The organism is Wolbachia endosymbiont (group B) of Xylocampa areola, from assembly GCF_964028205.1.
Lineage (GTDB): Bacteria > Pseudomonadota > Alphaproteobacteria > Rickettsiales > Anaplasmataceae > Wolbachia.
The window spans coordinates 800,537-822,795 of record NZ_OZ034771.1; the positions used below are offsets into that span (position 1 = coordinate 800,537).

The 22,259-nt window shown below is 34.7% G+C and carries 17 protein-coding genes, 1 tRNA gene and 1 pseudogene; 11 read left to right on the top strand and 8 right to left on the bottom strand.

From position 1 onward, the window contains the following. The first annotated feature begins 154 nt into the window (after positions 1-154). The 8 genes and pseudogenes from ABWU35_RS03920 (at position 155) to ABWU35_RS03960 (ending at position 12,255) form a co-directional block, all read left to right on the top strand. Positions 155-1,312 carry an ankyrin repeat domain-containing protein gene (locus ABWU35_RS03920; protein ID WP_007302630.1) on the top strand — a complete coding sequence of 386 codons (1,158 nt, stop codon included), beginning with the start codon at positions 155-157 and terminating at the stop codon, positions 1,310-1,312. 305 nt (positions 1,313-1,617) lie between these two features. Beyond that, the gene (locus tag ABWU35_RS03925) at positions 1,618-2,955 is read left to right on the top strand and encodes an ATP-binding protein (protein ID WP_007302631.1); all 1,338 of its coding nucleotides are present in this window, start codon (positions 1,618-1,620) and stop codon (positions 2,953-2,955) included. A 494-nt stretch (positions 2,956-3,449) separates the two neighbouring features. After that, positions 3,450-6,658 (top strand): annotated as a pseudogene (locus tag ABWU35_RS03930) (glycoside hydrolase TIM-barrel-like domain-containing protein). Between the two features lie 76 nt (positions 6,659-6,734). Continuing rightward, positions 6,735-7,928, top strand: coding sequence for a hypothetical protein (locus tag ABWU35_RS03940; RefSeq protein WP_007302634.1), 1,194 nt, complete (start codon positions 6,735-6,737; stop codon positions 7,926-7,928). A 146-nt stretch (positions 7,929-8,074) separates the two neighbouring features. Then, positions 8,075-8,938, top strand: coding sequence for a hypothetical protein (locus tag ABWU35_RS03945; RefSeq protein WP_007302635.1), 864 nt, complete (start codon positions 8,075-8,077; stop codon positions 8,936-8,938). Positions 8,939-9,247: 309 nt separating this feature from the next. Next, positions 9,248-10,396 carry a hypothetical protein gene (locus ABWU35_RS03950; protein WP_264685484.1) on the top strand — a complete coding sequence of 383 codons (1,149 nt, stop codon included), beginning with the start codon at positions 9,248-9,250 and terminating at the stop codon, positions 10,394-10,396. A gap of 194 nt (positions 10,397-10,590) precedes the next feature. Next, positions 10,591-11,307, top strand: coding sequence for a hypothetical protein (locus tag ABWU35_RS03955; RefSeq protein WP_319803453.1), 717 nt, complete (start codon positions 10,591-10,593; stop codon positions 11,305-11,307). Between the two features lie 120 nt (positions 11,308-11,427). Then, on the top strand, positions 11,428-12,255 hold the full coding sequence (locus ABWU35_RS03960; protein WP_007302638.1) for a hypothetical protein: 828 nt from the start codon (positions 11,428-11,430) through the stop codon (positions 12,253-12,255). 369 nt (positions 12,256-12,624) lie between these two features. On the opposite strand, the gene lipA is transcribed toward ABWU35_RS03960, so the two are convergent. From lipA to rpsD, 6 genes are all read right to left on the bottom strand, one after another. Next, the gene (gene lipA, locus ABWU35_RS03965; protein ID WP_007302639.1) at positions 12,625-13,497 is read right to left on the bottom strand and encodes a lipoyl synthase; all 873 of its coding nucleotides are present in this window, start codon (positions 13,495-13,497) and stop codon (positions 12,625-12,627) included. Next, the gene (rpmB, locus tag ABWU35_RS03970) at positions 13,490-13,804 is read right to left on the bottom strand and encodes a 50S ribosomal protein L28 (protein WP_007302640.1); all 315 of its coding nucleotides are present in this window, start codon (positions 13,802-13,804) and stop codon (positions 13,490-13,492) included. Before rpmB ends, lipA begins: the two co-directional genes overlap by 8 nt. Before the next feature lie 54 nt (positions 13,805-13,858). Beyond that, the gene (locus ABWU35_RS03975; protein WP_006012687.1) at positions 13,859-14,182 is read right to left on the bottom strand and encodes a DUF721 domain-containing protein; all 324 of its coding nucleotides are present in this window, start codon (positions 14,180-14,182) and stop codon (positions 13,859-13,861) included. 246 nt (positions 14,183-14,428) lie between these two features. Further along, entirely contained in the window at positions 14,429-14,623 is a 195-nt protein-coding gene (gene iscX / locus ABWU35_RS03980) for a Fe-S cluster assembly protein IscX (protein WP_026097274.1), read from the bottom strand. A gap of 20 nt (positions 14,624-14,643) precedes the next feature. Continuing rightward, positions 14,644-14,730: transfer RNA gene (locus ABWU35_RS03985), tRNA-Leu, on the bottom strand. Positions 14,731-14,740: 10 nt separating this feature from the next. Next, on the bottom strand, positions 14,741-15,355 hold the full coding sequence (gene rpsD / locus ABWU35_RS03990) for a 30S ribosomal protein S4 (RefSeq protein WP_006012690.1): 615 nt from the start codon (positions 15,353-15,355) through the stop codon (positions 14,741-14,743). Between the two features lie 113 nt (positions 15,356-15,468). On the opposite strand from rpsD, the gene tkt reads away from it, so the two are divergent. The 3 genes from tkt (at position 15,469) to gatC (ending at position 18,845) form a co-directional block, all read left to right on the top strand. Continuing rightward, a complete protein-coding gene (tkt, locus tag ABWU35_RS03995) occupies positions 15,469-17,397 on the top strand; it encodes a transketolase (protein ID WP_264685482.1) in 1,929 nt (642 codons plus the stop codon). 184 nt (positions 17,398-17,581) lie between these two features. Beyond that, positions 17,582-18,502 carry a ribose-phosphate diphosphokinase gene (locus tag ABWU35_RS04000; protein WP_019236386.1) on the top strand — a complete coding sequence of 307 codons (921 nt, stop codon included), beginning with the start codon at positions 17,582-17,584 and terminating at the stop codon, positions 18,500-18,502. Then, positions 18,492-18,845 carry an Asp-tRNA(Asn)/Glu-tRNA(Gln) amidotransferase subunit GatC gene (gatC, locus tag ABWU35_RS04005; protein ID WP_007302647.1) on the top strand — a complete coding sequence of 118 codons (354 nt, stop codon included), beginning with the start codon at positions 18,492-18,494 and terminating at the stop codon, positions 18,843-18,845. The genes ABWU35_RS04000 and gatC overlap by 11 nt, the downstream gene beginning before the upstream one ends. A gap of 38 nt (positions 18,846-18,883) precedes the next feature. Here the strand turns inward: gatC and ABWU35_RS04010 are convergent, their stop codons facing one another. Next, complete coding sequence (locus tag ABWU35_RS04010; protein ID WP_012481764.1) at positions 18,884-20,140, bottom strand: Tol-Pal system protein TolB; 1,257 nt, start codon at positions 20,138-20,140, stop codon at positions 18,884-18,886. A gap of 446 nt (positions 20,141-20,586) precedes the next feature. Continuing rightward, on the bottom strand, positions 20,587-22,221 hold the full coding sequence (locus tag ABWU35_RS04015) for a ribonuclease J (RefSeq protein WP_012481763.1): 1,635 nt from the start codon (positions 22,219-22,221) through the stop codon (positions 20,587-20,589). Between the last annotated feature and the right edge of the window lie 38 nt (positions 22,222-22,259).

The following is a 22,259-nucleotide window of genomic DNA, read 5'->3' on the forward strand; positions in this document are numbered from 1 at the left end:
TACATCACATATTTCTTTCAATTAAATGGATCAGTTATTTATTGCAAATCACTGACTTTTTTAATGGATTCTTTTTCTAAATAATTTCCAAAAATGTGTTTACTTTTGTTTGTAATTGTGTAGTAACTGCAACGTAAAGTTATAGGAGGTAAAGATGAATTTTGAAAATCTGAAAAAGATATTAAGTGCAATTGATAAAGATGCAAGTGTAAATAAAGATAACGTAATTAATAAAATAAAAGAGGTATTGCGAAGGGAAGATACAATAGCGTATCAAGAGTGGGAAAATAAAAATTTTAGTATAAATCATACATTCATCCAAAGTGATCCTGATGCCGAATTTACATTATTAATTGCAGCTGCAGCAGCTGGCTGTAAGGATTTAGTGAATGTTTTATTAGATAGGCATGCGGATGTTCATGTAGAAGATGAAAATAGAGAGACTGCTTTGCATCATGCCGTTTATAGTAGATGTGTAGGTGCAGTAAATGCTCTACTAAAAAAAGGTGCGGATGTTAATGTAAAAGACAGAAGTGGTAGTACTCCTTTGCATTATGCTACTATATATGAACTCATAGATGTAGTAAATGCTCTACTAAAGAGAGGTGCGGATGTTAATGTAAAAGACAGAAGTGGTAGTACTCCTTTGCATTATGCTACTATATATAAATTCATAGATGTAGTAAATGTTCTACTAAAAACAGGTGCAGATATTAATGTAAAAGACAGAAGTGGTAGTACTCCTTTGCATTATGCTACTTTAAGTAACCATGTAGAGGTAGTAGATGCTCTATTAGCTGAAGGCGCAAGTGTTCATGTAAAAGATGGAAATGGTAGTACTCCTTTGCATTATGCTGCTAAAAATGGCTATTTAGAGATAGTAGATGCTCTACTAGACAGAGGTGCAGATGTTTATGAAAAAGATAGTTTGCAGAAAACTCCTTTGTATTATGCCATTATAAATCACCAAGAAGATACGGTAGAGAGTATAAAAGGGTTTTTAAAAAATAAAGTAGTTCAAGGTAGTGTAGTTGTTGGTGGCTTAGTTGCCATGTTAGGGAATTTTGTAACATCGACGCTTTTTATAACCGAGACAATGGAAATTACATTAACGTCTGTTATGGTAGCAATAGCTGTATCTGCATCAACAGCATTAACATCTGGTTATGCTAAATATCTAATGTCAAAATTCGATAACGAAATAAAAGAAATAAAAGAGCGACAAGACGTAATGGAAGGGAGGCAAAGCTTAACAGAAGGGTGGCAAAATGTAGGTCTACAAAGCATACGTATACATAATGCTCTTTTGTAAATTTTTACTTCCGCACTTCTTTAGTGTTGCTTATAATAACTATAGATTTAGATCTTAATTAGAGGCTTTAATTACCTACTTTAAGTTATTGAATTTCTTATCATAGCATCTATCATTCCAGTACCCTGGAATGATAGAAAAAGAACACTGAATTAAAAATACAACATACCATCTTATATCTTAATACTGCATAATACCTCGATCATAGATTGATTAAGGATGCCTTAAGTTAGTCTTGCTTTACTATGAAAAGCTTGTACTCTTTAAATGTATTATTTATAAATTAACTGTTTATAAGCTAAAATATGTCTAGTAGAGCTAATATACCTTTTTTTATAGCTGGTGCTATTGCTTCTCTTACATTAATTACATCTGGAGTTTTTGCTGTAGCTCCTTACGTTGCATTTTTATCTTCAGTTGCAGCTTTAAATATAGCTCCCCCTGTTATTTTTATTTTATTTGCGCTTTCTGCAGTAGTAATTGTGTTTTCATATAAAATGATTAAACAAAGTAAAAAATCTCAAGAAAACTCGAAAGCTGAAGTCGAAGAGCCGAATAAAGGGTTAAGGAAAGAAGAAAATAAGCTAACTCCAATTAAAGAAGAATTAGAAGATGGAAAGGATAAAGAAAATAAATACGGGTTTAGTGGTCTAGAAGAAAAAGTTCATAGAATTTCAGAGAATTTTGTAACGAAAGATGAAGTGAATGGGTTAAAAAAAGAGGTTAGTGATCTTTCTGCAAGGTTAATTAATAGTCCTACAACAAAAAATGAAGTAGAAGCAAAGCTGAATATGGAATTTTACGCAAAAGGTGAAGCAAGAGGATGGAATACAACATTTGATAATATTATATTACCAAGTGACATAAAAGAAAAGTTGAGAGGAATTTGTGAGTCAAAAAGCGGAGGATATCTCTTGTACGGTCCACCAGGAACTGGTAAGACTAGTATTAGTAAGGCAATTGCAAATCAAACTAAATCTCTGTTTGCGTTTATGTCTGTTTCTGCGTCTTGCTTGTCTAGTCAAAGGAATATAGATCAAGTTTTTGAGAAAGCAGAGACAAACAGTCCTTGTATGATTTTTATAGATGAGATTGACGGAGTTGGTAAAAAGCGAACTGTTCATGAGGATGCAGGGCCTTTAACTTATTTACTCACTAAATTGGATAAAGAGTTTTTATCCTCAAAAAATATAACGGTAGTTGCTGCAACTAATCATAAGAATCATTTAGATCCTGCGCTTATTAGGGGTGGTCGTTTGGAGTGTATTGAGGTTCCTGGGCTGGATAAAGACGATACACGTCAAAAAATATTACAAGAACGGCTCGAAAAATTAAAAGATAGCGATATGAAAATTCTTGTACAGGCTAGTAAGGGATTCTCAATGGCAAATCTGATTTGCTTAATCGATAAAATAAGCGAAACTACAGAAAAGGAAGGCGAAATAAAATATCTTCGCACTTTCTGTAAAAATTTCAAGAAGGAGCATAACATAAAAGATGAGCCAGATAAGAAACATAGTAACGGGAAAACTAAAAACAAGGATATAAGGCTATCATCTGGAAGCTTATCTAGAAGTTCATCAGTAAGCTCTTCATTGAGTGATGTATCTTCTCGAGGAAGTAATCGGCAAATTGAGGAATAAGGAGAATTACTACATAGTCTGGGATGATGCCATGCAAGTCGAATCATGTCATTCCAGTGCTTGACAATAGTTTTTATCCAGAAGGGTCATTGAACTTCTAAAAGGGTGTCATTCCAGTACTGGAATCCAGGAATTTTTTGAGCACGCAAGTTATGCCAAGTTTTTTGTTGGTAAGAAAGGCTGGATCCCAGTACTGGGATGACAGGAAGAGGGCTACTCGGGTGACATCGAAGGGGCTACTTGCATGACAACAAAGGAGCTGCTTGCATAACTCAAATTCAAAGAAAAATCATTTAATGTCATTCCAGCGCGTGACGCTGAAATACAGAAATAAAGAACAATGGATCCCAGTACTGGGATGACAGGAAAAGGGCTACTCGCTTTTTTTCCTGGATACCAGTTGCATGACACTACTATACAGTAGGTCCCAATTTCATCCCAGTCTGGGATCTTCTTTCAAAAATTCAAAACAATCTATCAAAAAGGAGAATATTATGTCTACAATAATTTTATCATCAATTTTAAGTAAAGCGGGCAGTATTTTTGGTCCAATTGGCCAGATTGTCGGCTCAGGACTCGGTGCTCTGCTTGGTGCACAGCTTGATAATGCAATATTTGGTCTTGATGCCGACCAAAAGATAACGCATGGGGCGAGGCTGAAAAATCTGCAAGTTCAAACCTCAACTTATGGCAAAGCAATTCCAATTATCTATGGCACTGCTCGCGTTGCTGGAAACATTATTTGGTCACAGCCAATAAAAGAGGAGGCGATAACCACTCAAAATAAAACAGGAAGAGGTATAAATATTACATATAACTACTATGCAACACTCGCAATTGCAATTTGCAAGGGGAAAGTAGAAAAATTAAATAGAATCTGGGCGGGTACAAAATCGCTTAGCTTTGACCAAATAGATTATACTTTTTACCACGGTAGAGAAGACCAAAACCCTGATCCGTTTATGTTATCAATCGAAGGTGATATACCAGCTTACAGAGGGATATCTTACATAGTCATCAAAAATTTTCCTTTGGCAGACTATAGTAATCGTGTTCCGGTGTTTACATTTGAAGTGCAAACTGCACTGAAGCTCAGTGGATTCTCAGTAGCAGAAAACATTAAAAATATCAATATCATACCAGGTTCAGGGGAGTTTGTGTATGATACGAAAATACAGAAGAAAATTGCACGAGAAAAAATAAGCAGTAGTCAATATATTCCCTATGGACCGGCACAAAGAGTAAATCACAATAATCACACAAAAAAGAGCGATTCTATGCTTTCTTTGGACCAATTGAAGGAAAGTTTACCAAATGTTGAATGGGCATCGGTAGTGGTTAATTGGTTTGCAAGCAGTTTGAATATCAAAGATTGTAAAATATATCCTGCAGTTGAATTTCAAGACGATTCTGCTATAGTGCCTGATGATTGGCAAGTAGGAAATATAACCAGAGATAATGCCCAGCTTATTTCAAAGGATGATAATGGTAATCCAAGATATGGCGGTACGGTTAGTGATGCAGCACTAATAAGATATATAGAAGAGCTGCATAGCAGAGGTTATAAGGTAATGCTCTACCCAATGTTCTTGCTTGACACAAAAAACAAAGAGTGGCGAGGAAAATTGGGCGGTACTCCTCAGGATATAAGTGATTTTTTTGAGAATCGGTATAGCAAATTCATAGGGCATTACACGAGCATTGCCAAACAAACTAAAGTGGAAGGGTTTATCATCGGATCTGAATTTGCGCAGCTCACCAGAGTAAAAGATGTAGAGGGTAACTATCCCGCAGTAGCAGAGCTAGTTAAAGTTGCAAAGCAAGTAAAGCTTCAGCTTGGAAAAGAAGTAAACGTAACTTACGCTGCCGATTGGAGTGAGTATCATTCATATGATGGTTGGTATAATATGGATGAACTATGGTCTTCAGAGTTTATCGATGTTGTTGGCATCGATGCTTATTTTCCACTCACCGATGGCGAAGAACCTCCTTTTGGCTATTCCGCGGAAGATGTAGCGGGTGGTTGGAGCAGTGGGGTAGGGTATGATTATTTTTACGATTACTCAAAAAGTGATCCTGAGAAAATAAAGTATAATGACAGCGAATATGCGTGGAAAAATATCGAGAAATGGTGGAGTGAAGTTCATGTAAATCCAGGTGGTAGTAAAACAAAATGGCAACCAAAAATGAAGAAAATATGGTTTACCGAATATGGATTTCCCAGTATGAACGGCTGCACTAATGAGCCCAATGTGTTTGTTGATAAAGGTAGTATAGAGAGTAAATATCCACGATACTCAAACGGAGAGGTGAGCTTTCTTTCGCAGAAAACTGCAATCGAAGGAACATTAAAAAAGTGGCAAAGCTCAGAAATGGTGGAGAAAATGTTCCTCTGGGCGTGGGATGCAAGGCCATTTCCTTATTTCCCCAATTTATGTGACATGTGGGCTGACTGCCATAACTGGCAGACCGGGCACTGGATTCAGGGAAAAATTTCACAACTTAATGTTTCCGATGTTTTGTCTGATCTGTTGCAAAAGGTAGGTCTCAAAGGCGATCAGTTTGATACAAGTGATGTTAAAGGATTACTATCTGGGTATGTAATAAATGATCAGCAACCCGTACGCTCAATTATTAAAATGCTGCGAAGGTGCTATTTTTTTGATGTGGTTGAACAGAACTCAAAACTGAAATTTATTCAAAAGGGCAGGGGAGTGAAAACTGAAATACCAATTGGCGAGATGGTTACCAATAACGTTGCAAAACTTGTTAATATTAGTCAGCTAGATTTAAATAGTAAAGTCAATGTTGTCTATTTTAACCGCAATTTTGGCTATCCAATTGATGTGAAATATGCTGAACTGCCAAAGCAGGGCAATGCTGCAACAGTTAAATACCTCTCATTATGGAGGAAGGGGAGGCGCAAAATATAGCTGAAGTTTTACTTTATTCTTCGTGGCAAGAGAGAAATGTATACAACTTTAAGCTCCCGATAAAATATGCATGGCTTTTACCAAGTGATGTCATAGCAATTTCAGATGGCGAGAAAAGACATACGATGAGAATTATAAAAACAAAGTTTGAAAGCATGTCCATTCAAGTAATGGGAGTTGGTTATGATCCCTCTATATACAAGCTCTCCTTTCCTTCAACAAGATCACTTATGCTTAAAGAATACCCTCCTTCTCACATCAGTAAATCTATCGTAGAAATGATAGATTTACCGCATATTAAAGGTAATATCGCAAGTTTTACTTTAATTAGTGAAGAGGAAGGTTGGAAAGGAGCAACACTTTTTATTTCGTATGATGATAAAAATTATAAGCCCATCGCGAGCGCAAATATACAATCTACTTACGGATATGTAATCGAATTTACCGATGAGGGAATTACAGTAGTGCTACGTTTTGGTAAGCTAGACGTCATGAATCCAACTGTGTTAGCGCTGGTTGGAAAAGAGGTAATAAAATTCCAAAGTGCAAAGCTTATAGATAAGAATAAATACAAATTGAGTGGCCTAATTAGAGGTCAAAAAGGCACTAAGAAATATGAACACACTGCAGGTGAAAAATTCGTTCTGCTTGATCATTCAATAATTTCTTTCGAAGTACAAAGGGGTAAAAAGTTTTATCTCAAAGCAGTCACCTACGGTGATTCATTGGATAATACGAAAGCGAAACTATTGATCAAGAACTTCAGCTAACCAACAGGTATATTGATTTACACTTTATTAAAAAATCCACTATATTATAAATATAGCAATATAGTGAGGTAAAATTATGACTAATAGTGTAAATGAATTATCAAATAAAGCACCAATAATACTAACATGGGTGCCAAGAGTACATGGTGCATCTTTACCGAATGGTAAAAATAGTACCCTGAATTATTTAGAAATAATTAAAAATCATAAATTAACAAATAAAGAGGAGAGGGACATATATTTGGTTATAAATGGTCCTGGATTTGAAGAAAATCAAATAGATAGTTTAAAACATGAGCTGAAAGGAATTGAAGGAGTACATGTTATAGACTTGCATCAATATGACTGGAGTGAAATAGACACAGGATGGAAAATAGATGGTAAAGACATTAGCATAAAGGATTTCTTTAAGAATATGTATAATATGTCAGAGGAGCAAAGAACATATTTTGCTGTTGAAATAGATACTTTTAGATTAGTTGCTCTGGCACTCTTAAAGCAGTTTACAGGACACGAAGGTGGGATATATATAGATTTTGATTCTTTAAAAGCCATTGACTCTCATATAGGGAAGGATATAACAATCCCTGAAGGAATTTTATTAGGAAATGTTATAGCAGGTTTTCTTGATCAAGAAGGGAACATGAACTACAAAAGTGCGGTAGATATAAAGAACTCAAATCATTATGACGAATATAAAAATCTAATAATTTGTACAAATAATGATTGCATTGTGATAAATAATTCAAGTATAGCAGTTAACATTTTGTCTGATTATAAAGATAGAATACTGAGCCAAAAAGAAGCTTGTAATGAGGTTAAAAAGCGCTTATCTCTAGCTTTAGAACAAGAAGAAGAACTTGCTAAAGGAGCTTCCTTATTAACAAAAGATGAAGAACTCAAAAATGAAATAATTAAACAAGTAAAAGAAAAAATTAAAAAATGCGTTTCAGACTTTGAAAGCAATGGAATACAAGAGCTATATAATATCGAAAACTTTCAGTATATTAACACCGGGCTTGGTGAATTTAGCTTAAATTCTGCTCAAATGAGTACAGGACGAGTTCTTATTGTTCAATTATGTGATGGCGAAAAAGTGAGCAAATGTCCATCATTTTCTTTTAATTGTAATAATGGTAATTATGTTTTTAAGCAAGAGAGCGACCTATCCTGGATGAAGGGAAAAGATCTATACCGTGAACGAGTAGATAATAAGCTGGAAGGAGCAGAAGTAGACAGGGTAGCAATGGGAGAGCTATCACTTATATAGCATTGATTAAAGAACTTTCTATTTCAAGAATAGAAAGTTCTTTAAAGCAGAGACTGAAAACTTTACGGAGCAAAAGTTCTTACAGTTGACAATTAACGCAGTATATGTTAATATTATATACATATAAAGTAATTATAAAGCTTATTATGTCAAGGAAAATAGTTAATACATTAAAATCTCAAGTAAAAGAGCTCAAATATGCTGATTTAGGAGCTAAAGGATTAAGCTCAAGTGGTTGGTATGACATTTACTCTGGCAATGTAACATATAAAGATCTCAATAGATGCAGTGATATCACTATTAATGGACAAAAAGTAACTAATGATTTTATCAATACACTATTCTCAGATAATAGGGGTATGATTTTAGAAGGTGAAAATGGACAGAACAACTATCGTCCATTTCTCAAACGAGTTTTTATAGAAATGTTCGAACATGTTGGTGCAGCAACTCCCAATAACTCTATTATTGAAGAGTTGATAACTAACTATAATCAGGCAGGATATTCTAGTTGTTTGTGTTATCAGCAGCAGAGTGCTCTTAATCCGTTTGATTTGTTGATACTAGGTAATGAAAGAGAACAAACAATTGGTATGGATTGTGATAAACCTGATTGTTTAAAGTTCAGTTTTAGTCAAAGAACTAAATGTGTCTTTGATAATGGTCTGATTATAAAATGCAATTTATCCTGTTCAGCAGAGTTTAAACTAAAATGTAAGGATGGAAATGTGACATATGAAGATGGTAAAGTGTTGCTTACAATCCCTAAAGAGTTAAAAGACTACAAAGCTGGCGATGACAGTCTGCTTGATAAGCTTACTGATATTATTAATAAGCTTGTTGAATACTTTAAAAAGCTCTGCGAGAAATTGGGCTTTAAGTTTGATACAAGGATAGAGTATGATTCTGAGCATAATATAAACATAGAGCACAACCTTGGCAAGCCACTGAAGGTGATAGATGAGCCAGATGTATATGCCGTCAATGGCTTGAAGCGCAAAGCACAATAAAAGTATTTGTTTAGGGGAATGAGGACTCCCTTTATTGTTATTCAAGTAGCTAACACTGGGGTCCAGAGCAGGCAATAAGAACTGGTCACGTGCTGGAATGACAAGGAAGAAAGTGCTGGTTTGAAATTAAATTTTCTGGATTTTAGTGTCACAAATTGACCCTATAGTTTTCTTTTCTCGTCTAACTGATTCTATCACTCTGCTGAACGGATGCCAATAAAATTGTCTTCTTTTAAAAGAATGTGAAAGCAATTGGTTGAATTTTTTTACTAATGTTTTATTATGCCGTGAATGTTGTGAGGTAAAACAATGATCGGTAATATAAAAAAATTATCAAATAAAGCACCAATAATACTAACTTGGGTGCCAAGAGTATATGGTGCGTCTCTACTGAATGGTAAGAATAGTGATCTTAGTTACTTAGATATAATCAAAAATCATAAATTAACAAATGAAGAGGAGAGGGACATATATCTGGTTATAAATGGTCCTGGATTTGAAGAAAATCAAATAGATGATTTAAAGCGTGAACTGAAAGGAATGGAAGGAGTGCATGTTGTAGATTTACACCAATACGACTGGAGCGAAATAGATACAGGATGGAAGGTAGATGGTGAAGACATTAGCATAAAGGATTTCTTTAAGAATATGTATAATATGTCAGAGGAGCAAAGGATGTATTTTGCTGTTGAAATAGATACCTTTAGATTGATTGCTCTTGCTCTTTCAGAAAAAATGACAGGAGAGAAAGGTGCAATATATATAGACTTTGATTCTTTAAAAGCCATTGACACTCATATAGGAAAAGACATAACGATTTCTAAGGGAATTTTGTTAGGGCAAGTTACTGTACATGTTAATCAAGAGAGCGGCAAAATTATTAAAACGGATTTAAATAATGACTTGATTGCAGTAAGTTGTCCAAGTATAGCGATTAATATTTTAGCTCAATATAAAAGAGAAATACTGAGTCAAGAAAAAATGTGCTATGAGTTGGCAGAACGTTTATCTCGGTTTATGCAAAGAGAAGAATCACAATTTTTTACCGCATGTAAAAGATTGGAAGAAGAACAGCTGTGGGATTATGAGACGAAGAGATTAGTGAGAGTTATTAAATACGGATTAAAGAAGATAGAGTGTACAATAGGTGATCTCAAAAATGGTGAGATAAGAAAATTATATGAGCCACGGGTGTTAAGGTATATGCAACATCCTGAAGTAAGTATGAATTTGGGTCAATTTTATACTGTAGAAGTAATTCGTAGTGAATTAATTGGTCAAGACGAAAGTAAACTGAAGCTGTTTTGCTTCGAAGAGGACAATGGCAATTACGTTTATATAATAGATAGTGATCTATCTTGGGCGAGAAGAGAAAACTTATACCATAAGCAGGTAAAAAGTGAGTTAGAAAAAGTACAAGTAGATCAGATGGAATTGGAAGATCTATCGTTAAAGTAATCAAGTGCAAACCCGCAAGAAACTCAAGTTACAGTTCATAGTCTATATTAGTTAAAAATTAATGATTTATATCTATTATAGTATATATGTCAAAAAAAGTGATTAATGAGCTGAAAGATAAGGCGAGGTAGAGGAGATATGCTGATTTGAAGTCTACAGAAAGTTCTGATTATAGAACATATAAGGATTTAGATATGGACTTCAATAGTGAATATGAATTTGTTTGTGACCTTGTTATTAATGGGAAGGCAATAACTAATGATCTCATTAAAAATTTATATTTAAAACATGAAAATCTCATTACAGAAGATAAGGACAAAAAAGGGAGTTATCGTCTGTTTCTTAAGCAAATCTTCACGGAAATATTTGTACACGCCGGTGCAGCAGTTCCAAATGACTCTATTATGGAAGAATTGATAACTTATTATAACAGGTCTGGGTACAAGCAATTCTTTTCTTCTCAAAGTCAAGCACTTCGTTCTTTTGGATTGTGCATGTATTCATTCCACTATTTAATTCCTTCTTACAGAGAAAGGACCTATATAAGTTGTGAAGATCCAAATTATCTGAAGTTCAGTTTTAGCGTAAATGATGGTATATATAACGGTAATAAAATTTTAGTATGTGATTTACAAAACTCAGTGGAGTTTAAACTAAAATGTGAAGGTGAAAATGTGATATATGAAGAAGGTAAGGTTTCTCTCACTATTCCTAAGGAGCTGAAAAATTACAAAGCAAATGATAAGAATTTGTTTGACGTTATTATTGAGTATTTTCAGAAATTTTGCGAAAAATTTGGATTTCACTTTTTTGAGGAAAATTTTGAGTATAATCTGGATAAGCCACTTGGAGTATTAAGTGATATAAATACAACCAAAGACAAGAATCTAAACTTGAAGAATTTAAAATAAGATATTGAAATCTCCGCTTTTTTTAATAAGGTGAGTATAATAAAAAGTAAATCAAGTTTTACAGAAAACCTTTACTTATGATGAAAAGTACGTAATACGTATATAATATAAGATTGTGATATGTCAAAAAAAATAGTTAACGCATTGAAATCTGAAGTAAAAAAGCTCAAGTATTCTGATTTAAAATCTATACCAATGAAATCAGGTGGTTGGAGTAGCATAAACTCTGGTTACAACACATATATTGACCTTGATAGATCACACAACCTTACTATCAACAAACAAAAAATAACCAATGAGCTTATCGAGGAGCTATATTCAAAACATAAAGATCTCATTTTAGGGAATGAAAAAGGGAAAAGAAACTATTGTTTGTTTCTTAAAGTAGTCTTTATGGAAATGTTTATACGTGTTGGTGCAACAGTTCCAAATGACTCTATTATAGAAGAATTGATAACTAGTTATCATCAAGAAGGATATAATCATTTTTTGTTTCTGCATTTATTAAAGGCTCTTTTTCCACTTGGCTTGCTTGTGTTAGATTCTGATATAATAATAACTTATAGTATGGATTGCCATAGTTCCAATTGTCTAAAACTCAGTTTTAGCATGGAATGTATAAGGGTACTTAGCAGTGATCTTGCTAGTGATATCAAAACACCAGGTTTTTACAGTTCAGTAGAATTTAAACTGAACTGTAAGGGTAGAAATGTAACATATGAAGATGGTAAAGTGTCTCTTATTATTCCGAAAGAGCTGAAAAATTATAAAGCAAGTGGTAGAAGTTTGTGTGACATTACTATTGAGTATTTTCAAGAATTTTTTGGAAATTTGGGATTTAAATTTGAGACAAAAGTGGAACATAGTCTAGGGGAGCCACTGAAGGTGTTAAATGATGTAAGTGTGCTTTGCTCTCAGTTAGAATGTATCCGTTCAGCAGAGTGGTAAAATAAATTAGACGAAACTAATAAGTGGGTATCATGAAAATCCAGTCTTTTCATGCAAAAAAAAATGATGTCATTCCAGCGCGTGACCAGTTCTGATTGACTAATCAGTCTTCTGGATCCCAGTATCAAGTACTGGGATGACAAGAGTAAAGAGGAAACTGGGATGACATTATGAAGGCCTAGCAATTTATGACGGTGTCATTCCAGCGCGTGACCAGTTCTGATTGCCTGGTCAGTCCTCTTGGTTTCAGTGTTAGGCTACTCGAATAACAGGTGTTACTGAAATAACACCGATGGGCTACTGGAAGGATAAGAGGCTACTTGAATGAAAAGAAAGGGAGTGCACATTTCTTTGAACAGATAGGTTAAATTAGGTTGAAGTTTTAGCAGCAGCAAGTCTGTTAAAATCTTCTTCAGCGTGGTACGATGACCGCGTTAATGGGCTTGATGCAACTACCAAGAAGCCTTTAGAATAAGCAATATATTTATAATGCTCAAACTCTTCTGGAGTAACATATCTATCAATTTTTGCATGCTTTGGAGTTGGTTGCAGATATTGACCAATTGTAATGAAATCAACTTCGGCGCTACGTAAATCATCCATAACCTGAAAGATTTCTTCTTTTGTTTCTCCAAGACCAACCATAAGCCCTGACTTCGTGAAAAGTTTAGGATTAATCTGTTTCACCATCTTTAGCAAATATAGTGAATGAAAATAACGAGCTCTTGGTCTTATTTTTGCATACAGCCTTGGTACTGTTTCGATGTTGTGGTTATAAACATCAGGTGATGCAATAGCTATTGCTTCAAATGCTCCTTTCTTATTTAAAAAATCAGGAGTGAGAATCTCTATTGTTGTTTCCGAAGTTATCTTTCTAATTTCTTCTATACACCTTATAAACTGATTTGCACCACCATCTGATAAATCGTCACGGTCAACAGAGGTAATGACAACGTGCTTTAAATTTAACTTTTTTATTGCTTTTGCTAAATTTTCTGGTTCATGAGGATCGAGCTTATCAGGAATGCCAGTTGCAACGTTGCAAAACGCACAAGCACGAGTACAAACAGAACCGAGAATCATCACAGTAGCATGACGTTTATTCCAACATTCACCAATATTTGGACACGCAGCTTCTTCGCATACTGTATGTAAGTTATGTAGCTTAACAGTGTTTAAGGTTTCATTGAATACTTTACCAGCTGGAGCTTTTGCTCTGAGCCATGTAGGCTTACTATGCATCTGAAACAGCTAGCTCTACCTCTTGTTTTGCTAAAACTTTCTTTAGTCTTCTTTTTATCTTTTGCGCTTCTTTACTTAGTTTGATTGTTTTTGTGTTGAGCAAGAAAGCATCAAGATCACCTTTGTAATCTATAGTTCTTAAAGTTCTTGTCGCTATACGAAAGCTAAACTTTTTTTCTAATATATTACTCGTTAATGTAACCTTATGTAAATTTAAGAGAAAGGTACGCTTTGTTTTACGATTTGAGTGCGATACCTTATTACCAAAAGACTTTTTTCTATTTGTTAATTCACAAATTCTACTCACTTCAATATACCAATTTATCCTATGTAACTAGGTTAACCTTATATAGTTAAATAGTCAACTCCCTTGCTTGATTTTTATACCGTATACTGCTTTATAGCCAAAAAACACTGTAATTTTTTCTATTACAAGAGAAACCATATGCTGCATTTCTAATGCTTTACTGCCATTTGTTACTAACAGATGCAGAACACCAGAATTTACGTTTTGTGCGTATGAGATCTTTTGTGGTTTTGTACATTCTGCTAATTCCTCTCCAACTATACTTTTCCAGTTTAAAATAAGACGTATTTCATTTTTGCTGATCTTATTTTTCATGCATTTTAATGCATAGTTTTCTATTATAGATTTTAATTTCTTTGGCCCGCTATATTTAAACATCTTTCCAGTGCTTAAAATTAAATTATATTACAACTTTCTGATACAAAAAACTAACTTATTGTTTTCATGATCCTCGGCCTCACACATAAAAAGCAGTATTTGTATATTTTTGCCTAACTTGTAATCATTTTTAATTGTAATTTATTAAATTATTATGAAGCTAATTAAAATTCGAGTAAAGTATAGTATTTCCAAGAAGATTATCTTTTTACTGTATGCAGTAATTTTCTTATAGCTATCTGTTTTTTAAGATCTTTCTGCAATCCAAGCTGCTTGAATGGCCTCTAATATTTTTTCATTACAATACTTTTCATCATCATCAAACTCCTTCAAACCCAAGATCTTTTTCTTAAGTTCAGTGAATCTAATACTAATTATATCCTTATTGGGAAACTTCTCTTCTAGAGCTTCTGCAATATCTTCTATATCAAGCCATTTCATACTTTTTTGATAAATTAAACTGGTGCCCATGGGGAGACTTGAACTCCCAAGGTCGCAAAACCCACGGATTTTAAGTCCGCTGCGTCTACCGATTCCGCCACACGGGCCTTATGTTGTTTATCTAGAGTAAAATTCTACTACTAAATTGACTTCCATGTCTGCTGAATAGGGGACTTCGGAATATTGAGGCGCTCTCAAATACTTCACTGAAAGTGCTTTGCTATCTGCCTCTAAATAATCTGGAGCCTTACGTTCTTGTTTTTGTTCAGCCTCTATTAATATAGGAATTTTTGCTGCTCTTTCCCTTATTTTTACTATATCACCAGGCTTCACTCTATAACTTGATATGTTAACCACCTTATCATTAACTGTAACATGTTTATGAGATATAAGCTGTTTTGCCGAGTAAATTGTTGGCACAAAACCAGAGTGATATAAAACAGAGCTTAACCTTGATTCTAAGGCACCAATAAAATTATCAGCCGTATAACCCTTTCTTTTGTAGGCATCTAAAAATGTACGTCTAAGCTGCTTACTTGAAATTGCATAGTAGAACTTAAATTTTTTATGTGCAGCAAACTGCTTACCAAAATCAGATAACTTCTTAAATCCAAGAATACCATGCTGACCTGGAGGGTATTTTCTTTTATTGACCGAATCTTTTGCTCTACCCCATAAGTTTACACCAAGCCTGCGACTGATTCTATACTTTCTATTGATAACAGTTGTCATACAAAAATTCTCACAATCTAACTATAAATTATTAATGATTTTAACATTAAGTGTCAACTTGTTTTTGCCACTATGATATAGTATACTTCACTTTTAAGTTTTCCTATTAATACATGAATCATCTACTACTAAAATCCATGGCAAATGCTGTCCGCTTTTTATCAATTGATGCAGTACAAAAAGCAAATTCTGGACATCCAGGTATGCCACTTGGCATGGCAGATGTTGCCACTGTATTATTTGCTAAATACCTAAACCATAACCCTGATGATTCTCAATGGATCAGTAGAGATCGTTTCGTCTTATCAAATGGTCACGGTTCAATGTTGCAATACTCTATATTATATCTGACAGGCTACATTAGTATAGATGAACTAAAAAACTTCAGGCAACTTACATCAAAAACTCCAGGTCACCCAGAATTTGGCTTAACTTCTGGTATAGAAGCAACAACAGGCCCGCTTGGTCAAGGATTTGCCACTGCTGTTGGCATGGCACTTGCTGAATCGATTCTTGAAAAGCAGTTTGAAATCAGTCACTACACTTATGTAATGCTAGGAGATGGCTGTCTTATGGAAGGTATAAGCCATGAAGCAGCGTCCCTTGCTGGGCATCTTAAATTAAATAAGCTGATAGCACTTTTTGACGACAATGACATCTCTATAGACGGCTCTACTAGCCTCTCTTGTTCTGATGATGTAGAAAAGCGTTTTTCAGCGTATGGATGGAATATTGACAAAATCGATGGGCATGACTTTGATGCTATATCCCTTGCAATAGAGCAGGCACAAAAGTCTGATAAACCTACACTAATCTGTTGCAAAACTATTATCGGAAAATTTTCGAGCCGTGCTGGCACATCTTCTGCTCATAGTGGTGCCTTTACAGAGGAAGATGTAAAACAGATGAGAGAAAAATTGAATTGGAACTATGAACCATTTTATGTACCAGAAGATGTGAAAAACGCTTGGATGGAAACAGTTAAGAGGGCAAAACAAAACTATACATCCTTGATCAATGAAGAACTACAAAGAAGACTTGAGAAACGTTTGCCGAATAACATCGAGAGTGATTTGGCTAACCTGAAGAAACAAATATGTGAGCTCATGCCAAACGAAGCTACTCGATCTTCTTTCGGCAAAGTAATGGAAATATTGACTAAGTCTATGCCAGAACTAATTGGTGGCTCTGCTGATCTTACCGGTTCAAATTGTACTAAATATAAGCACATGCAGGCAATAGATAGTAATGATTATGGTGGCTCTTATGTCCACTATGGAGTGAGAGAGCACGCTATGGCAGCTTGTATGAATGGTATGGCTCTTCATGGTGGAATTATTCCTTATGGTGGAACTTTTTTAGTATTTTCCGATTACTGCCGCCCTGCTATACGTCTTTCAGCTTTGATGAAACAGCAGGTTATATATGTAATGACTCATGACTCAATTGGAGTAGGGGAGGATGGTCCAACTCACCAGCCAATAGAGCATTTAGCTTCTCTGAGAGCTATACCAAATCTGTATGTTTTTAGGCCAGCAGATGCAATTGAAACTTTGGAGTGCATTAGCATTGCATTGGAAAAAAAAGAATCTCCATCGTTATTTGCACTTTCAAGGCAAAATATTAATTACATGCACTCTTATACTGACCAATTGGCCAACCTATCAAAATTTGGTGCATATATACTATGCGAATATTCAGGGAAGCTAGAAGTGACGATATTTGCTACCGGATCTGAAGTTGAAATTGCAGTTGAGGCAAGAGAAAAATTACAGGAAAAAGGTGTAGGTACAAGGGTCATTTCTATGCCGTGTTGGAGGCTTTTTGACGAGCAAAGTGATGAATATAAAGGGGCAATATTAAATAATGACAGCATTAAAGTTGCAATTGAGGCTGGAAGTGAAGTGGGTTGGCATAAATATATAGGCTCAAACGGTATATTTATTGGCATGAAAAATTTTGGAGAATCAGCACCTTATGAAGCTCTTTATAAGCATTTTAATATTAGCGCTGATTATGTAGTAAAATGTGTTTGTGAATAACACTTTTTGTCATTACGCTGCGCATAAAATTACTTAATGAACTCAGCCAATACCGTTATTATGATAAGAAAGCTGGTGAAATGTTTCGAGTAACTTTTTCGTTTCTATGATCCACTTGGCGGCAAGAATAAAGTTTTAATCGTTCCATGGTTTCTGTATAATTTTCAAAACTTAATTGGTATATATGAAGGTAATAATAGGTAGCGCTAGTAAACGATTAGGAGATTCAATAGCAAGTGGGCTAAATGCTCAGCTATTCCCCAATCAGGTGTCAAGATTTGCCGATGGTGAGGTAAATGTAGAAGTAGCAAATGATCTACGTAATCAAGAAGTATATATAGTACAATCTCTTTCTTCCCCTGTAAATGATAACCTTATGGAGCTTCTGCTTACAATTGATGCAGCAAAGAGATCTGGAGCCAAGAGAATAACAGCTATTATTCCTTATTACGGATACAGTAGGCAGGATAGGGTTATTAAAAACAATAATATGCAATCTGCTTTAAGTGCTAAATTAACTGCAAATCTTATTCAAATAGCTGGTGCAAACAGTGTTGCTGCTATTGATTTGCATTCAAGTCAAATTGAAGGTTTTTTTGATATACCAGTTACTAATCTAAGCTGTTTTGAAGTATTTGTTAACTCTATATACAAGGAAAACTTGGCAATAGTTGCGCCTGATGTTGGAGCAATTGGCAGAGCTCGTGCTTTTGCAAAGATTTTAGAGGAAAAACACAAGTTGGATAATGATATTGTTGTAGTAGATAAATATAGAGAAAAAGCAGGTACATCTGAGGTAATGAATGTAATCGGAGAAGTTGCAAACAAAAATTGCGTCATTGTTGATGATATAGTTGACTCTGGCGGAACATTATGTAATGCAGCTCTTGCTTTAAAAAATCGAGGAGCAAAGTCTGTAGTTTCGTGCATTACACATGGAATACTTTCAGGAAATGCAGTTGAGAAAATCTCTTCCTCTTCTCTGGATAAATTAGTAATTACGGACACCGTATTTCACAAATTTGAAAAAAATGATAAGATAGAGGTTGTTTCAATTGCAAATATTTTAATTTGCTTTATGCAAGGAGGTAAAAGTGCCAGCTAGATCAACAGAAGATGTTATCACTTCGTTAATAGAATTTGCAAATAAGAGAAAAATAACAATTACTAAGGAAGAAATGCTTAAAACTGCACAGCTTGTGAGGATTAAGTTATCCGATGATGAGATTCAATACTACTCAAAAGAACTGACAATGCTGGATTGGATACATGATACTTTGTTGAAAGTTAATACTGAAGGTGTTTCTCCTATGCGTTATGGAACTATAGATAAGGATATTCATGTACGCGATGATATTATAAATTCTCAAAACATTAAAGAAGAAATATTATCCAATACAAAATCAGAGCATGGGTATTTCGTAGTACCGAAGGTTATAAACGATTAAGATAAAGCAAGATTTATACCGATTTTATAGATCTACTTTCAAAAATAAGACCAATCTGGTAAAGAAGCATTCGTTGGAGTAAAAACCATTTTTTGATTTTTCTTTACTAAATCTACTAAATATAATTTAGAGTTGCTTGGTGATTCTGCGTTAGTAAAGATAATTTCTCTGCCATTTGGTAGCCATGCCGGAGATTCAATTTTATGTCCCTCTGAAAGCAAGCGCTCTTCTTTGCCATCTGGCTTCATAACTCCTATGTAAAATTTTCCTGACTGAATTTTTGTAAAAGCTATCAGATCTCCTTTTGGCGACCAAACAGGTGTAGCATATCTTCCATTTCCAAAACTAATTCTCTTGGGTTTTTTGCTTTTTTTAGTGAAATCTATGATATATAGTTGCTGACTTCCACTTATATCAGAACTAAAAACCATGTACTTTTGATCTGGAGACAAAGAGGGAGAAGTACTTATAGCTGAACCTTTAGTAATTTTTTTTGTTCGTTTACTGCTTAAGTCTAGAGATAATATATTTGTTTCACCACTCAATGAGTGGGAAATAAAAAGAGATTTACCATCAGGAGAAAATCTTGGTGCAGAAATAACTCCTTCAAATGCGCTGATTATTGATTCAGTGTTATCTTTTAAATTTTTTAATATTATATAACTTTTACCATTTGTGTATGATATATAAACAATACCCTTTCCATTTGGTGAAAATCTTGGTGTTGACACAAATTTCTCACCATTTGTTAAGTACTTTATATTACTTCCATCTTGATTCATCACAGCAATTTTACGGACGGATTTGTAATTGCTATCTTTTTCTTCAGCGATATATGTAATTTTTGTATTGAAATGCCCTTTCTCACCAATCAATCTATCATGTATCAGATCTGAAACAAGATGACTAATTTTCCTCCAGTCTTTTGCTAGAAAAACAACCGACTGAGTAAGCAATTCTCTGTTTGTAAAGCTGTCAGATAAACGAAAAGATAGCTCTAAATTTCTGTTTGATACTTCACTTAAACTTATTGTGACTACAGTATCGCTTTTCCAAGACTCAACTTTCGCGTCACGTTTCACATTAAATAAGCCACAATTAGATAGATTTGTTTCAATTACTTTTGTGATGCTTTCACTTAGCTCATTTTCCACTTCTGTCTTGCATGCACATTTAGATACAACAAGATCAATATTACCAATATTGCTTTTTTTTATATCAACATATAAAACAGCTTTTGTGGAATAAGGAATAAATAACGAAATAAATAACACCAGTTGAACGAATAGCTTCATTAGATTTCTTGCATTACCTCCTTTCATCTCAGCAAATAGCTTACTTTTGAAGTTAAACTGCATGACAGTAGAGTAAATCAATTTCTGCAGTACTTGACACTGGAATCCAGAAATTTGACTGCAAGTAAGTGCACTGAGGTGGCAAGCATAAAAGTAGCTGTTTTATTCTAAAATAAACGTCTTTGACAAGGTTGCATGAAAAACTGGATTCCAGTGTCAGAGCACTGGGATGACACTCTACTGGTGGAGATTGCTCTAAAACTACAATGTTTGCCTGGGCGTTGAGATGGCACCCTTCTGGTAGATTCAAATCACAATGTTTGTATAGTTGTGTGATCTGACACTGATTTTTTTTTACGGATTCCAGTATTGCATGCTGAAATAACATCAAAGAATACATTGTTAACTTCTTACTCAAATAATGGTTAATAAAAAGAGGTATACTTCTATACCTGTTCTATTTGGACTTCAATTATAGGTCTTTTTAGTAAATATTCCTTTAAGATACTAAATATTGAACTTTCAATCTTATTTCTTATTTTTTTTATCGGCTGTGAGTCAAATGCTGACTCAACCTTCTTTATGATCTTTTGCATAATGGCTGCATCTTTTTGCGCTTCGAAAACACCAGGTGCAAATACTTTTGGCTTAGCAAGCAGTTTATTTTTCTTGTTTACAACTGCTGTCACTACGATAGCTCCGGCATCTCTCATTCTCTCACGCATTTTTATAACGCTGCATTCTGGATGACGGAGTAACATACCATCAATACCAAAGTAGTCGACATCAATGGAGCTAACTTTTTCCCCATTTTCCAAATTAACAATATCACCTGGTGCAATCATTATTGCTTTTTTCACACCGCACTCTTTAGCAAACTTTACATGTGCATCCGTATGAATATACTCACCATGAACCGGAATAGACATCTTAGGTTTTATCAAAGAATACATTTCCCTTAGCTCTGCTTTTACTGGATGCCCGGAAGCATGAACATTCTCTGTTTTTTCAGTAATAACTTCCACTCCCATCTCAATAAAGGCATTGAGCGTGTTATGTGCACGAGTTTCATTGCCAGGAATGATTTTTGATGAAAAGATCATGGTATCACCTTGCTGCATTTTAAATGCTTGATGACTCTTAGAGGCAAGTCTTGCGGTAGCTGCCAGTGGCTCACCTTGACAACCTGTGCAAAGTAGCACCAGCTTTTCCCTTGGAAAATTTACTGCCTCCTTTGCTTCTAGAAACTCAGGAGAATCAGTTAAATAACCACTATCCTGAGCAACTTTCACTATTCTCCATAAAGATCTGCCAAGTAAAACCACTTTTCTATTTAGTGCTTTTGCAGCTTGGCTTATTGTTTCAATTCGCGCCACATTCGAGGCAAATAGCGAGACAGCAACCAATTTTTTAGACCGCTTTATTATATTGTAAATATTATCATAAATTTCACTTTCTGATTCAGGGTCGTGTTTGCTCAGTATGTTTGTTGAATCACAAATTGCTGCAAGTAGATCACCTTTATCGCCAATTTCTTTTAAACGCTCTATATTAGAAATTAATCCAACAACAGGTTTTGGATCAAATTTCCAGTCCCCAGTATGAAGTGCACTACCTGCTTCAGTGCTAATTAATATTGAATTTGCCTCAGGAATTGAGTGAGTTACATTTATAAACTCAACGGTAAAAGGACCCAAATTTATGCTGCCATTTATGTCTACCTCTTTCACAGGTACCACACCTTCCAATCGAAACTCCTTTAGTTTCTCCTTGAGAAAATTAACTGTAAACTTTGTTGTATATATGGGACATTGCAAATCTTCCCACAGATGAGGCACTGCACCACAGTGATCTTCATGTGCATGTGTAATTATTATTCCAAGCAAATCTTTTTTTCTTTGAGCAATAAAATCTACATCAGCAATGAGTAGCTCAACACCTGGCATAGTTTCATCTGCAAAACCGATACCAAGGTCGATCATAATCCACTTGCCTTGATAATGATATAGGCTAACGTTCATCCCAATTCTTCCTACTCCTCCAAGAGGAAGAAATAAAAACTCATTTTTGTTTATGTTCATTAATTTTAAATTATTAAAATGCGAGGATAGCAAAACTT

Excerpts from the sequence above, each read along its gene's own strand:
- ABWU35_RS03950 (WP_264685484.1), top strand. The coding sequence starts at position 9,248 with ATGATCGGTAATATAAAAAAATTATCAAATAAAGCACCAATAATACTA.
- ABWU35_RS04010 (WP_012481764.1), bottom strand. The coding sequence starts at position 20,140 with ATGAAGCTATTCGTTCAACTGGTGTTATTTATTTCGTTATTTATTCCT.
- tkt (WP_264685482.1), top strand. The coding sequence starts at position 15,469 with ATGAATCATCTACTACTAAAATCCATGGCAAATGCTGTCCGCTTTTTA.
- ABWU35_RS03955 (WP_319803453.1), top strand. The coding sequence starts at position 10,591 with ATGGACTTCAATAGTGAATATGAATTTGTTTGTGACCTTGTTATTAAT.
- ABWU35_RS03925 (WP_007302631.1), top strand. The coding sequence starts at position 1,618 with ATGTCTAGTAGAGCTAATATACCTTTTTTTATAGCTGGTGCTATTGCT.
- rpsD (WP_006012690.1), bottom strand. The coding sequence starts at position 15,355 with ATGACAACTGTTATCAATAGAAAGTATAGAATCAGTCGCAGGCTTGGT.
- ABWU35_RS03975 (WP_006012687.1), bottom strand. The coding sequence starts at position 14,182 with ATGTTTAAATATAGCGGGCCAAAGAAATTAAAATCTATAATAGAAAAC.
- ABWU35_RS03960 (WP_007302638.1), top strand. The coding sequence starts at position 11,428 with ATGTCAAAAAAAATAGTTAACGCATTGAAATCTGAAGTAAAAAAGCTC.
- ABWU35_RS03945 (WP_007302635.1), top strand. The coding sequence starts at position 8,075 with ATGTCAAGGAAAATAGTTAATACATTAAAATCTCAAGTAAAAGAGCTC.
- lipA (WP_007302639.1), bottom strand. The coding sequence starts at position 13,497 with ATGCATAGTAAGCCTACATGGCTCAGAGCAAAAGCTCCAGCTGGTAAA.
- ABWU35_RS04000 (WP_019236386.1), top strand. The coding sequence starts at position 17,582 with ATGAAGGTAATAATAGGTAGCGCTAGTAAACGATTAGGAGATTCAATA.
- ABWU35_RS03920 (WP_007302630.1), top strand. The coding sequence starts at position 155 with ATGAATTTTGAAAATCTGAAAAAGATATTAAGTGCAATTGATAAAGAT.
- iscX (WP_026097274.1), bottom strand. The coding sequence starts at position 14,623 with ATGAAATGGCTTGATATAGAAGATATTGCAGAAGCTCTAGAAGAGAAG.
- ABWU35_RS03940 (WP_007302634.1), top strand. The coding sequence starts at position 6,735 with ATGACTAATAGTGTAAATGAATTATCAAATAAAGCACCAATAATACTA.
- ABWU35_RS04015 (WP_012481763.1), bottom strand. The coding sequence starts at position 22,221 with ATGAACATAAACAAAAATGAGTTTTTATTTCTTCCTCTTGGAGGAGTA.